Source organism: Janthinobacterium sp. 35 (assembly GCF_002754575.1).
In the GTDB taxonomy this organism is placed as follows: Bacteria; Pseudomonadota; Gammaproteobacteria; order Burkholderiales; family Burkholderiaceae_D; genus Janthinobacterium; species Janthinobacterium tructae.
On sequence record NZ_PEFN01000001.1, the window covers coordinates 4,055,425 to 4,068,619 of the forward strand.

9 protein-coding genes are annotated in these 13,195 nt (G+C 60.8%); 5 read left to right on the forward strand and 4 right to left on the reverse strand.

The features are described 5' to 3' along the window. Window positions 1-14 precede the first annotated feature (14 nt). On the forward strand, window positions 15-1,163 hold the full coding sequence (coaD, locus tag CLU93_RS18090; protein ID WP_099762740.1) for a pantetheine-phosphate adenylyltransferase: 1,149 nt from the start codon (window positions 15-17) through the stop codon (window positions 1,161-1,163). Between the two features lie 73 nt (window positions 1,164-1,236). Here the strand turns inward: coaD and CLU93_RS18095 are convergent, their stop codons facing one another. Then, entirely contained in the window at window positions 1,237-3,435 is a 2,199-nt protein-coding gene (locus CLU93_RS18095; RefSeq protein ID WP_099762743.1) for an OsmC domain/YcaO domain-containing protein, read from the reverse strand. Between the two features lie 162 nt (window positions 3,436-3,597). Between CLU93_RS18095 and CLU93_RS18100 the strand changes: the two genes are divergently transcribed. After that, window positions 3,598-3,987, forward strand: a complete 390-nt coding sequence (locus CLU93_RS18100; protein ID WP_207781034.1) for a GNAT family N-acetyltransferase — start codon at window positions 3,598-3,600, stop codon at window positions 3,985-3,987. Window positions 3,988-4,064: 77 nt separating this feature from the next. Here the strand turns inward: CLU93_RS18100 and CLU93_RS18105 are convergent, their stop codons facing one another. Beyond that, window positions 4,065-6,467, reverse strand: a complete 2,403-nt coding sequence (locus CLU93_RS18105) for a TonB-dependent receptor plug domain-containing protein (protein ID WP_099762747.1) — start codon at window positions 6,465-6,467, stop codon at window positions 4,065-4,067. A gap of 177 nt (window positions 6,468-6,644) precedes the next feature. Then, window positions 6,645-7,430 carry a PhzF family phenazine biosynthesis protein gene (locus CLU93_RS18110; protein ID WP_099762749.1) on the reverse strand — a complete coding sequence of 262 codons (786 nt, stop codon included), beginning with the start codon at window positions 7,428-7,430 and terminating at the stop codon, window positions 6,645-6,647. A gap of 97 nt (window positions 7,431-7,527) precedes the next feature. Between CLU93_RS18110 and CLU93_RS18115 the strand changes: the two genes are divergently transcribed. The 3 genes from CLU93_RS18115 (at window position 7,528) to CLU93_RS18125 (ending at window position 12,479) form a co-directional block, all read left to right on the forward strand. Next, window positions 7,528-10,659: an error-prone DNA polymerase gene (locus CLU93_RS18115; protein ID WP_099762750.1), complete on the forward strand. Its 3,132-nt coding sequence runs from the start codon at window positions 7,528-7,530 to the stop codon at window positions 10,657-10,659. Window positions 10,660-10,771: 112 nt separating this feature from the next. Then, complete coding sequence (locus CLU93_RS18120) at window positions 10,772-11,938, forward strand: hypothetical protein (protein WP_143451759.1); 1,167 nt, start codon at window positions 10,772-10,774, stop codon at window positions 11,936-11,938. 58 nt (window positions 11,939-11,996) lie between these two features. After that, the gene (locus CLU93_RS18125) at window positions 11,997-12,479 is read left to right on the forward strand and encodes a GNAT family N-acetyltransferase (RefSeq protein WP_257225001.1); all 483 of its coding nucleotides are present in this window, start codon (window positions 11,997-11,999) and stop codon (window positions 12,477-12,479) included. A 71-nt stretch (window positions 12,480-12,550) separates the two neighbouring features. On the opposite strand, the gene CLU93_RS18130 is transcribed toward CLU93_RS18125, so the two are convergent. Continuing rightward, window positions 12,551-13,192 (reverse strand): GTPase domain-containing protein, encoded by a 642-nt coding sequence (locus tag CLU93_RS18130; protein ID WP_099762752.1) that lies wholly within the window; start codon window positions 13,190-13,192, stop codon window positions 12,551-12,553. Window positions 13,193-13,195 lie beyond the last annotated feature (3 nt).

Below are 13,195 nucleotides of genomic sequence, written 5' to 3' on the forward strand. Positions count from 1 at the left end.
ACCACGGAGCGCACATGCAGAGAATCGGATTTTCAGGAACCCTCGACCCCATCACCAACGGCCATATGTGGGTGATCGGCGAAGCGCGTTCGCTTGCCGACGAGGTGATCGTCTTCCTGTCGCAAAACCCCGCCAAGAAGCCGCAATTCCCGGCCGAAGACCGCAAGCGCATCATCGAGCAGAGCGCGTGCGAGTGCGGCTGGGACAATGTGCAAGTGGTCATCGTCAAGGGCGACTACACGGCGCGTGCGGCGAAAAAGCATGGCTGCGACTACCTGATCCGCGGCATCCGCACGACGGCCGATTTCGACTATGAAAACCTGATCCAGCAAACCAATGTGGACGTGCTGCAGGGCGCCAAGACGATTTTCGTCATGCCGCCGCGCGACCTCGGTTCCGTCAGCTCCAGCTTCGTCAAGGCGCTGGAAGGACCGGTGGGCTGGAACTGGACCATGAAAAAATTCGTCCCCGGCCCGGCCTACCACGCGTGGATACTCGACTGCCTGCGCAAGGAGTGGGAAGCGCTGTGGCATTACGCCACCGCTTCGGCAGCCGACGTCGCGCTGGCGGATCACTGGTTCGCGCACCTGACGGGACCGCAGGCGTATGGCGGCACGGAGCGCCACTATCACAACCTCGACCACCTGGTGCACGGCTTGTCCGAAATCCGCGTGTGGGCCGACAATACCTATGCGCCCAAACGCGACAGCGCGCTGGTCAAGAAGGCCTTCTGGTTCCATGACGCCGTCTACAGCCATGACGACGAGGCCCTGTATTCCAGCGAAGAGGCGAGCGCCCAGCTGTGGCTGGCCAGTGGCCTCGATGCGGGCGACAACCTCGATGTGGCGCAGTTGATACGCGCCACCGACCATTTCCAGGGACCGGGCATCAGCCACGCGCTGAAGGACGCCATGCTCAGCGCCGACCTGGCCATCCTGGGACAGGATGAAGAGGTATATCACGCCTACACGCAAGCCATCGGCCTGGAATATGCGCATGTGGACCCCGTGCGCTTCAAGCAGCAGCGGGGCCTGGCGCTGCAGCACCTGTGCGCCAAGGCGCAGGCTGGCCAGCTGTTTGGCGATGCGTATTTCGCCGACCAGTACAACGCGCGGGCGATTGAAAACATGCAGAAGGAGATCGCGGCGCTGACAAGCGGCTGACTCTCGTCAGCCGCTTGTCAGCAGCCCGGGCTTGCCGCCCTAGCGGGCTTGCCGCCCTAGCGGGCTTGCCGCCCTAGTGGGCGGCAACCTTGGCGCGCGCCGCGTGCAGCTTCTTGAAGCTGTCGATCAGGCGCTGGTGCCGGTCCAGGCCTTCCAGTCGCATGCTGGTCGGGGTCAGGCCGAAGAAGCGCACGCTGCCGTCCACCGAGCCCAGCACCGCGTCCATGCGGGCGTCGCCAAACATGCGGCGGAAATTGACGACGTAATCGTCGAGTTCCAGCGCGTCATCGAGTTCCACTTCCAGCACCACGTTCAAGGCTTGATAGAACAGTTTGCGCTCGAGCGTGTTGTCGTTGTACTGCAAGAAGGTTTCCACCAGCTCTTTCGCTTCCTCGAACTGCTGCAGAACCAGCTGAATCAGCAGCTTCAATTCCAGGGTCGTCAGCTGGCCCCACACCGTGTTTTCGTCAAACTCGATGCCGATCAGGGTGGCGATGTCGCCGTACTCGTCAAGCTCGCTGTTTTCCAGGCGCTCGAGCAAGTCTTCCAGGCTGGCATCGTCCAGCGTATGCAGGTTCAGGATGTCGGCGCGGAACAGCAGCGCCTTGTTGGTGTTGTCCCAGATTAAATCTTCGACCGGATACACTTCCGAATAACCGGGCACGAGGATGCGGCAGGCGGTGGCGCCCAGCTGGTCGTACTCGGCCGTGTAGACTTCTTTGCCCATCCCGGCGAGGATGCCGAACAGGGTCGCCGCCTCCTCGGCATTCGAGTTCTCGCCGTGGCCGGAAAAATCCCACTCGACAAAATCGTAATCGGCTTTCGCGCTGAAGAAGCGCCACGAGACGATGCCGCTCGAATCGATGAAGTGTTCGACGAAGTTGTTCGGCTCGGTGACGGCTTCGCTGGCAAACGTCGGCTGCGGCAAGTCGTTCAAGCCTTCGAAGCTGCGGCCCTGCAGCAATTCCGTCAGGCTGCGCTCGAGCGCCACTTCCAGGCTCGGGTGCGCGCCGAACGAGGCAAACACGCCGCCCGTGCGCGGGTTCATCAGGGTGACGCACATCACCGGGTACACGCCGCCCAGCGACGCATCTTTGACCAGTACGGGAAAGCCTTGCTCTTCCAGGCCCCGGATGCCTGCCAGAATACCCGGGTATTTCGCCAGCACGTCCTGCGGCACGTCGGGCAGGGCGATTTCGCCTTCGAGGATTTCGCGCTTCACGGCCCGCTCAAAAATTTCCGACAGACATTGCACCTGCGCTTCGACCAGGGTATTGCCGGCGCTCATGCCATTGCTGACGTACAGATTTTCGATCAGGTTCGATGGGAAATACACGACCTCGCCATCGGACTGGCGCACATACGGCAGCGAGCAGATGCCGCGCTCGGCATTGCCGGAGTTGGTGTCGACCAGGTGCGAGCCGCGCAGCTCGCCATCGGGGTTGTAGATATCGAGGCAATACTCGTCGAGAATCTCCTTCGGCAGCGCATCCTTGCGGCCCGGCTTGAACCAGCGCTCGTTCGGGTAATGCACAAAATCCGCGTTGGCGATGTCTTCGCCCCAGAACGATCCGGCGTAGAAATGGTTGTTGCTGAGGCGCTCGATATACTCGCCCAGGGCCGACGCCAGCGCGCTTTCCTTGGTCGCACCCTTGCCGTTGGTAAAGCACATGGGCGAATGCGCGTCGCGGATATGCAGCGACCACACGTTCGGGATGATGTTGCGCCACGAGGCGATTTCAATCTTGATGCCCAGGCCCGCCAGCAGGCCCGACATATTCGCGATGGTCTGTTCCAGCGGCAAATCCTTGCCTACGATATAGGTGCTGGCTTCGCCGGTCGGATTGAGCATCAGCAAGGATTGCGCATCGGCGTCCAGGTTCGCGACTTCTTCAATGACGAATTCTGGCCCCGCTTGCACCACTTTTTTCACCGTGCAACGGTCGATCGAGCGCAGGATGCCCTGGCGGTCCTTGGCCGAGATATCGGCCGGCAACTCGACCTGGATCTTGAAAATCTGCTGGTAACGGTTTTCCGGATCGACGATATTGTTTTGCGACAGGCGGATATTTTCAGTGGAAATATTGCGCGTATCGCAATACAATTTCACGAAGTATGCCGCGCAGAGTGCCGATGATGCCAAAAAGTAATCGAACGGGCCAGGCGCCGAACCGTCGCCCTTGTAGCGGATGGGCTGGTCGGCGATGACGGTAAAATCGTCGAACTTGGCTTCGAGACGCAGCTTGTCGAGAAAGTTGACTTTAATTTCCATGAGGTAATCCAATACTGTGCTTATGAGTTAGGCGCTATTATCCGTGCTTTCTGCCGCAGGGCAAACATTGTTCACTGCGGCTGTGCTGGCTGAGCAATCCCATTGCGAAGGTAAGCGTTATCAACCAGAGAAGGAAAGAAGGTCGTCCCCATGCAAATTTCCATGAATGATGTGATCGCTGAGCAAGAAGTGATTGATCTCTACAAGGCCAATCACTGGTCGTCCGCAGAAAAACCAAAAGAATTGATGGCCGCGCTGCGCAATTCCCACAGCCTGGTGACGGCCCGCGCAGATGGCAAATTGATTGGCATCGGCAATGCCATTTCCGATGGCTATCTGGTTGTCTATTTTCCACATATGCTCGTCGATCCACTGGCGCAAGGGCAAGGCGTGGGAAGGAGGATGATGGCGGCCATGCTGGAAAAATACGCGGGGTTTCACCAGCAAATGCTGACAGCGGACGGCAAGGCCATCGCGTTCTACGAATCCGTGGGCTTCGTGCGCGCAGGGAAAACAGAACCCATGTGGATCTATGCAGGCGATGAGCACTGAATGGTGATGCCGACATAAAAAACAGCGGCTGCCCATGCTGGCGCAGCCGCTGTTTTTATGCCAAGAGTCCGTTCAGATCAGAACTTCACCCACAAGCGGCCAAAGTAGGATGCGCCGTTCAGGCCGAATTGCACGCTGTCGTACTTGAAGCCGTTGTCCGTCTCCTCCGCGTTCTGTGTGGTGGGCTTGACGTTGAAGATGTTGTTGCCGCCAAAGGTTAGCTTGGTGTTCTTGTTGATGCTGTAGGTGAAGCTCAGGTCGGCCGAGGTCTTGGCCGCATAGCGGGCGTTGGGCACGCCCTTGGCCGTACCGCTGAAGGTGCCCAGGGTTTGCGGGCCAAAATAAATGATGCGCAAGTCCGATTCCAGCTTGCCCGTGATGTAGTCGAAGCCCAGGGTGGCTTTCGCGCGCGGGCCGCCCTGTTCGATGAACAGGCGTTCGCGCTCGGACAGCAAGACATCTTCGAAGCCCGTCAGCGAGGCCGGCGTCTTGACCTTTGTCACTTCCGTTTTGCTCAGGTTCAGGGCCAGGAAGGTGTTCAGGCGGTTGCCGGCCAGTTCACCCTTGTGCGAGGCCGTCAGGTCCAGTCCGCGCGTGCGCGTGTCGACGGAATTGACGAAAAATTGCGCTTCCGTCACGCCCAGCTGGGCCAGGCGCGCCCCCAGATCCGGGTAATTGCCGGCATTGAAGCGGCCCGACAGCACGATGCGGTCCTTGATCTTGATGTTGTACAGGTCGGCTGTGACGGAAATGGCTTGCGTCGGCGTCCAGGTGGTGCCGAACGTAAAGCTGGTGGATTTTTCCTCTTTCAACTTGGGAATGCCGGCCGCATTGGCGACGGCGCCGCCATTTGGCGCCAGCACCACGTCGGTGGCCACGCCGCCGACGAAGTCGGTGAAGGTGGACGAGAAATACACTTGCTGCAACGACGGCGCGCGGAAACCCGTGCTGGCCGAGCCGCGCAGCAGCACGTTCGGCGCCACTTTATAGCTGGCGGCCAGCTTGCCCGTCACGGTGGCACCGAAGTCGCTGAATTTTTCATAGCGCAAAGCCGCCTGGGTTTTCAGGCGCTCCGTCCAGTCCAGTTCCACGTCGCCATACGCGGCGATGCTGTGGCGTTTAGCTTTCGTCACATCGCTGGGCTGGAAGCCGGGAAAGCCCTGGCTGCGGCCATTGCCGCCTACGCCCACGCCGTCGACGTCGCTGTAGGAGCCCGGTTCGCCGGCCATGATCTTGTATTCCTCGCTGCGGTATTCGGCGCCGAAGGCCACGTTCATGCCGCGCATCACCGTGTCGTAATAGCGGCTGAAATCGGCGTTGCTGGTCAGTTGCTGGAACGAGAAGCCACCCGCGTCAAAGCTGCTGGCGCTGACGCCCTTGCCGCCGTTCATCAGGTCGAGATTGGCGATCGAGGCGTTCAGGGTATGGCTGACGTCGTAGCGCATCTTGTTGTAGCCATAGGTTTGTGAAAAGTCCGCGTGCCATTCGCCGATCTGGCTGCGGTGGCCGACGGTGGCGTACTGGTCGTCGATCTTGCCGTTAATGAAAGGCACGAAACCGTCGGGGTACATGGCGGCCGAATTGCGCGCAGGGATGTCTTTGCTGCCGATGCCGTCGCGGCCAAACGCGGCGCTCGAGGCGTCGCGCGTCTGCGCGCCGGCCGTGAAGTACAGCTTGCCCGTGCCGCTGGTGGCGTAGTCGCCATTGACGTACAGGGTTTTGTTTTCGGATTTGGTGTCGCCGATGATGCGCATGCTGTCCGCATCGGCCCGGTTCGAGCGGCCCCGGTCCAGGTATTCGCCGGTAATCGCAAGGGTGCCCTTGTCGCCCAGCGCGATGCCGCAATAGGCCGAGGTCATGTAATTCTTGCCGTCGCCTGCCGAATACTGGCTGTAGCCGGCCACGGCTTCGCAACCGAGGCTTTTCTTGAGTTCGATGTCGATCACGCCGGCGATGGCGTCCGAGCCGTACTGGGCGGCGGCGCCATCGCGCAGCACTTGCACGTTCTTGATCGCCAGCAAGGGAATCGCATTCATGTCCGTGCCCGTATTGCCGCGGTTGCGCGCGCCGAACAGGTTGACCAGGGCCGTCGTATGGCGCCGCTTGCCGTTCACCAGCACCAGCGTCTGGTCGGAGCCGAGGCCGCGCAGGGCGGCCGAATCGACCAGGTCGGCTCCGTCGGCGCCCGACTGGCGCGTGGAATTGAACGAGGGAGAAATGTATTGCAGCGACTGCGCCAGGTCAAATTGGCCGCCTTGCTCGGCGACCCTGGAAATCGGGATGATATCGACCGGCACCATGGTGTCGGTGGCGGAGCTGGCGACCCGGCGCGAGCCGACCACGCTGACCGTTTGCACGGGACCGTCCGTGGCTCCCGCTTCCGTGCTCTGGGCCATGGCGGCGGGACTGAATGCGGCCAGGGCGGCGCTGCCGTACAGGCTGATGAGGATGGCTTTACGCAAGGTGGTGAGGGTCGGCACGCAGTATCTCCAAGTGGCTGATGAGCAAAATTCGTGACTTGATTCTAGTGCCATCATTTCAGCATTCACCAGCGATACTTTGTTTTGTTATTACAAATTGCTTGTAACTGTTGTTTCCTGGTTGATTATCTTTTGGCCACCGCCCGGCTTGCCTTATGCTGGTGCGGCATGCCCCATTCAGGTGCTGCGTTGCACCATGCCGCCCACCCAGATTGCCTGCGCGCTGTATTGCACCTCGATCAGACACGGTTGCTGCGTCACGTGGCCCTGATGCAGGCGCAGCGACTGTTGTCGGTGCGCTGCCAGCGCGCCTGCCGCCACGCCTGTGGCGCTGTCTTCCAGCGCCGGGTCGAGGTGGTTGAAGTTGCGCCCTTCAAACTCGTTTTCGCCCGTGCGGCAATACGCATAGCAGCCATTGACCTGATGCAAGGTACTCCAGTCGGCGATCAGTTCCAGGTTCGGCCGCAACGCGCGCAGGGTGGTACGGTCGGCCACTTCCAGCAGCAGCTTCGGGCTGCCGACCGAGGCGATGACGGGCGGCGACAGCAAGTGCATGTGCTGGCCCATGAGTTCCGACGGGATATATTTTTCCAGCATGACGGCCGGCGCCGGCTGCGGCGCCAGGCCGATGAATAGATCGGCTGCGCGGCGCACCAACTGCAAGGATTGTCCGCGCATGGCCGTCGTCACCGTCAAGGTTGCCGGGTCGCCGGGCACCGTCAGCAGCACATGCGCGGCCGCCAAAGTGGCATGCAGGCACAGGGGGCTGCGCGTGTGCGGATAAAAATAGTCGAGCACGATGGCGCCGTCCGCTTGCCGGTCGATGAAGACGCAGGCGCTCACTTGCCGTTCGCGGGCGAATTGCTGGCGCGCCGTTTCGCTGCCGTGGTCGTTTTCCACGACCAGCGCCGCATTGCCGCCACCGGGTGCGGCGCCGAAACATTGTAATAAGTGGACGATCATGGCGGTCGAGACAAAAGGTAAAACACCAGCATAAACGATAAGCCCGATTCCAGATAAGTATAATAGACTGTGTTTATATACAGTATTGAGGTAGATCATGTGGGGCGCAGTCTTACCCGAGTATGCTGAGTTGTACTGCCTGAGTAACTTCAGCTTCCTGCATGGGGCTTCGCATGCGGAAGAGCTGGTGGCGCGCTCTGTCCAGCTCGGTTACAAGGCGCTGGCCATCACCGACGAGTGTTCGCTGGCCGGCGTCGTGCGCGCCCATGCGGTAGCCAAGCGGGCCGGTTTTCCGTTGATCATAGGCGCGCATTTTCACTTGACGCGGGCCGACGGCGGCGCGGCTTTGTCCCTGCTGGCGCTGGTGCGCGATATCGATGGTTACGGCAACTTGTCGGAACTGATCACCATGGCGCGCACGCGGGCGGCCAAGGGGCGCTATCTGCTGACGCCCGATGATTTCACCGCGCCATCGGCGCAGTTTGCCCATTTGCGGGGGCTGCCCGGCTGTTTGATGATCTTGCTGCCCAGCTATCCGGCCCAGCCGGAAACCGTGCGCGCGCAGGGTGCGTGGATGGCGTCCACCTTTGGCAGCGAGCGCAGCTGGATCGGCCTGAATTTGCTGCAGCGGGCGCAGGACGACGCGCACCGCAGCGCCGTGCAAGAGGCGGGGCAGGCGCTGGGCTTGCCCGTGGTGGCCGTCGGCCATGTGTGCATGCATGTGCGTTCGCGTAAACCGTTGCTCGACACCCTGTGCGCGATACGCGTGGGTAAACCCGTGGACGAGTGCGGCTATGCACTGGCGCAAAATGCGGAGCAGCATCTGCGTGCGCGCTTGCGCCTGGCCAATGTGTATCCGCCGCAAGCGCTGGCGGAAACCGTGCGCATCGCCAAGCTGTGCGAATTTTCCCTCGACAGCCTGCGCTATGACTATCCCGACGAACTGGTGCCGCACGGCCACACGCCGGCGACCTATTTGCGCGAGGAAACCTATGCGGGCGCGCGCATGCGCTTTCCATTGGGTATTCCCGCCAACGTGCAGCAGCAGATCGAGCAGGAGCTGGAACTGATCGCCGAGCTGTCGTATGAAGCGTACTTTTTGACCGTGTATGACATTGTGCGCTTTGCGCGCGCGCAAAACATCCTGTGCCAGGGGCGGGGCTCGGCCGCCAATTCGGCCGTCTGCTATTGCCTGCACATCACGGAAGTGGACCCTGCGCGCGGCAATTGTCTGGTCGGGCGTTTCATGTCGCGCGAGCGCAACGAGCCGCCCGACATCGACGTCGATTTCGAGCACCAGCGGCGCGAAGAGGTCATTCAATATATCTATAGCAAATATGGCCGCGAGCGGGCCGCGCTGGCGGCCGTGGTGATCAGCTACCGGCCCAAGAGCGCCTTGCGCGACAGCGGCCGGGCGCTGGGAATCGACCTGGCCATCGTGGAAAAAGTGGCCAAGGCGCATCGCTGGTTCGACGGCAAGCACGATCTGCTGGAGCGCCTGGCCGAATGTGGGCTCGACCCGGAAGCGGCATTGTCGCAGCAGTGGGCCGGCCTGGCGCAGCAGTTGCTGGGTTTCCCCCGCCACCTGTCGCAGCATCCGGGCGGCTTTGTCATCGCTCAGGGGAAATTGTCGCGCCTGGTGCCGATCGAAAACGCCAGCATGGCCGAGCGCAGCGTCATCGAGTGGGACAAGAATGATCTTGAAGAGCTGGGCTTGATGAAGGTCGACGTGCTGGCGCTGGGCATGTTGTCGGCCCTGCGCCGCGCGCTGGAACTGGTCAGTGTGCGGCGCGGCGAGGAATTTCGTTTGCAGGATATTCCCGCTGAAGACCCCGCCACCTACGACATGATGTGCCAGGCGGACACCATCGGCGTGTTCCAGATCGAGTCGCGCGCGCAGATGAGTATGCTGCCCCGGCTGCGTCCGCGTGAATTCTATGACCTCGTCATCGAAGTGGCGCTGGTGCGCCCCGGCCCCATCCAGGGCGGCATGGTGCATCCCTACTTGCAGCGGCGCCAGAAAAAGGAGCCGGTCGACTATCCGAAGGGCCTGGAAAAGGCGCTGGGGCGCACCCTGGGCATCCCGATCTTCCAGGAGCAAGTGATGCAGGTGGCCATCATCGCGGCCGATTTCACTCCCGGCGAAGCGGATCAGTTGCGGCGCGCCATGGCTGCCTGGAAACGCAAGGGCGGCATGAACAATTACCATGACCGCATCGTCGATGCCATGGTCGACAATGGCTATGAGAAAAGTTTTGCCGAGGCCATCTTCAGCCAGATCGAAGGCTTTGGCGAATATGGTTTTCCCGAGTCGCACGCGGCCAGTTTCGCCCTGCTGACGTATGCCAGTTCCTGGCTGAAATGCCACGAACCGGCCGCTTTTCTGTGCGCCTTGCTCAATAGCCAGCCCATGGGCTTTTACAGTCCCTCGCAACTGGTGCAGGATGGTCGCCGCCATGGCGTGCAGGTGCTGCCCGTCGACGTGGCCGTCAGCGGCTGGGAGGCGGTACTGGAGGGGGATGCACCGGCCGTGCGCCTGGGCTTGAACAGCCTGTTCGGCATGCGCGCCGAGGCCGCCCTGCGCATCGAGGATGCGCGCGCCATCGCCGCCTTTGTCGACGTGGCCGACCTGGCGCGGCGTGGCGGCCTGGATCGCCATGACTTGCAGGTGCTCGCTGCCGGCAATGCGCTGCACGCGCTGGCTGGCCACCGGCGCGAGGCGCTATGGCAGGCGGCCGGCGCCGTGCCCGACAAGGATCTATTGCGCATCACCACGCAAGAGGAAGACTTGCCCGTGCTGGCCGCACCCACGGAAGGCGAGGGCATCGTCAGCGATTACCGTTCGCAAGGCCTGACCCTGGGCCGCCACCCGCTGGCGCTGCTGCGGGCACAGTTGCTGGAGGAGCGCTTTCTGCCCGCATCCGCGCTGGACAGCTACACGCATGGCCAGCTGGCGCGCGCCTGCGGCATCGTCACCGTGCGCCAGCGGCCGGGCACGGCCAAGGGCGTGATCTTCATGACACTGGAAGACGAGACGGGCACGGTCAACGTCATCGTCTGGCCGGACCTGGTGGAAAGCCAGCGGCGCGAAGTGCTGAGCGCGCCGCTGCTGGGCGTGTACGGCGTGTGGCAAAGGGAGGGTATCGTGCGCAACCTGGTGGCCAAGCGCCTGGTCGATATGTCGCATTTGCTGGGGCGCTTGCGGACCAGCAGCCGCGATTTTTGTTGAAACCTTGATGCTCGTGGAGTGTGAATAGATACAAGCTTGCATTTTGTTAAGGCTCGCTGCAAGCCGGTGATTAAGCTGGAGTCACCCATTCATCCACTTCCAGGAGCCGTGCATGCACGCCATTTCCCGCTACTGCCACCTTGTCCTGATCTGCCTTTCTTGCAATATGGCGCTTGCCGCCGCGCCCGATTTCACCAGCGCGGCAGGCATGGCGCGCAGCTGCGCCGGCAACTTGCAGGCGCAGCCGGCCGCCACGCCACAGGCGCAGCAAGCCTGGGTACTCTGCCGCGACATTGCCACCGCTAAACGATTGCTGCGCCTGGCCGACCATTATCGGCCGCAGCAGCAAGGACAATTATCGCTGCAGCAGCTGGATCAGGAAGGCTTGCGCGTCGCCTTTGCCGCCTTGCGCGATGAAGTGCGCACGACGCGGCGCGTGCTGGAGAAAATCGTGTTGCGTAGCAAGGACGACGGCTTGCTGCTGGTGCCCGCCACCTGGGGCAGCGACTTGAATGGCGACGGTACGCTGACGCCGGAAGAGCAGTATCTGTTTGCCATTCCCAAGCGGCCGGTGGCCGGCACGCCGGACGGGGAAGACAGCGGTGCGGACAGGCGAACGCAGCAATATTACCAGCGGCATTACCAGCTGGAAGCGCGCTTTCGCGTCGACCAGAGCGATGTGCAGTGGCTGCTCGGCTATCATTATTTTCTGGAAGCCTCCGCCGAGCTGAGTGCGGCATTCGACAACGGGCCCGGCACGCTGGCGTTGCGCGTGCGCGATCCAGCCGCATTGCGGCGCGCCCATGGTTTGCTGCTGGCGGGTGTGAACAGCAGCGAAAAACTGCGCCAACTGGTGCTGGCGGAAACGGATGACGAGGAAGAGTGGATTGCCCATCCGGGCCAACGCAGCAGTGTTTTCCCCGAAACCTTGAGCGAACGGGACTTCGATGCCTGGAAAACGCTGCTCGGGCATATTCTGCCGGTGCTGGAAGGCAAACAGCTGCTGGCCGCGCCTGCCAATGCCAGCCTGTTCGAATCGCTCTTCAGCAGCATTTGCGCGGACAAGCAAGGCTTGAATGTCGCCAGCCTGTTTCGCCGTCAGCGCAACGAAGTGCTGGTGCCGGAAAGCGGGCCGGTCAGGCTGGCCGGCTGTCAGCCCATCACGGCACGCCACCCCGTGTCGCCTTTGCTGCGCTACCTTTCAGGACCAGTGCAGAGAGGCATGGAGCATGCGCCCACAGGCATGGCCATGCTGCGTAAATTGTTTTGGGTAAATTGATCTGCTGAATGGAAGCGCTGAATTGCCGGGCAACGGCGGGATATGGCAAAATTACTGGATGAATCAACCCTTGCCCACCATCACCCTGCGTCCCGCCCTGGTCGCCGACGCGTCCGCCATCGTTGCGCTGATTGACGACCTGATGCCCTTTCTGACCCTGCACCCCGATGGCGCGGGGGCGGAAAAGTTCATCGAACATTGCCGCCAGCCGTCCATCGAAAACTATCTGTCGCTGCCCAATTACGCCTACCAGCTCGCGCATATCGACGGCGAACTGGCCGGCGTGGTGGCCATGCGCGACAACACGCATCTGTTCCATATGTTCGTGCCGCGCGCGCTGCACCGGCGCGGCATGGCGCGCCGTTTGTGGCAGGCAGCCCGCGATGCGTCGCTGGCCAGGGGCGGCGTGACGGCATTTACCGTCAACTCCTCGGCCTACGCCTTGCCCCTGTATGAAAGCCTGGGCTTTGTCGCCACGGGGCCGAAGGTGGAGACGGGCGGCATCGCGTTTGTGCCGATGCGCATGGAGTTGATGCCGTGATTACTATCTGAAAATTATCCTCGAATTTAAGATATTCTCTACAATTTTGAATGCTGGTTTGTTGTTATTTTCTAAATCATATTTCTCAGTGTTTTAATACCTTCTTCAGTTCGGCTACTGACAAAAATTAGTGATGTATTGGTCAACCCAGAAAAATGTTTGCACAAGTCATCTTGTACGAGTTGACGCTCTGCTAAATTGAGTGATTCAGCATAACTGCGGACGACCAATACGGAAGTTTTCGCAGCGATAATTTCATTGTAAATTTGGATGTCGGCGGCCCGAACTTTTCCGCGTAAAATTAGAAAGATTTTCTCGAAATTCGCAAACGGGAATGTATCGAGAAATGCCGACGTAGGATGGTGCAATGTGTCGTAGCCCGGCACATCGACCACGATGTGGCGACCCCACTTGCTGAGTAGATCTACGTCGGTACTTTCTGCCCAGTTTGTGGCATCGGTGTTTGTACCGATAACCGGCGCAGGTTTGGCAAATCCTTTTGAAAGTTTTTTTAGAATTGTCGATTTCCCTGCTCCAGGCTGACCCAACAGTGCAATCCGTCTTGGATTCGTCTCTGCGGTGCACTTTCGTAAGGCATGTAAATTTTTGACTAAAATACTTTCGGGTTTTTGAGGCGATGATGGCGTCTTTGATGTCGCGACATGTATAATTTTGCCAACACCTAGTAGTATCGGGACAGCAAGCCACCACATCGC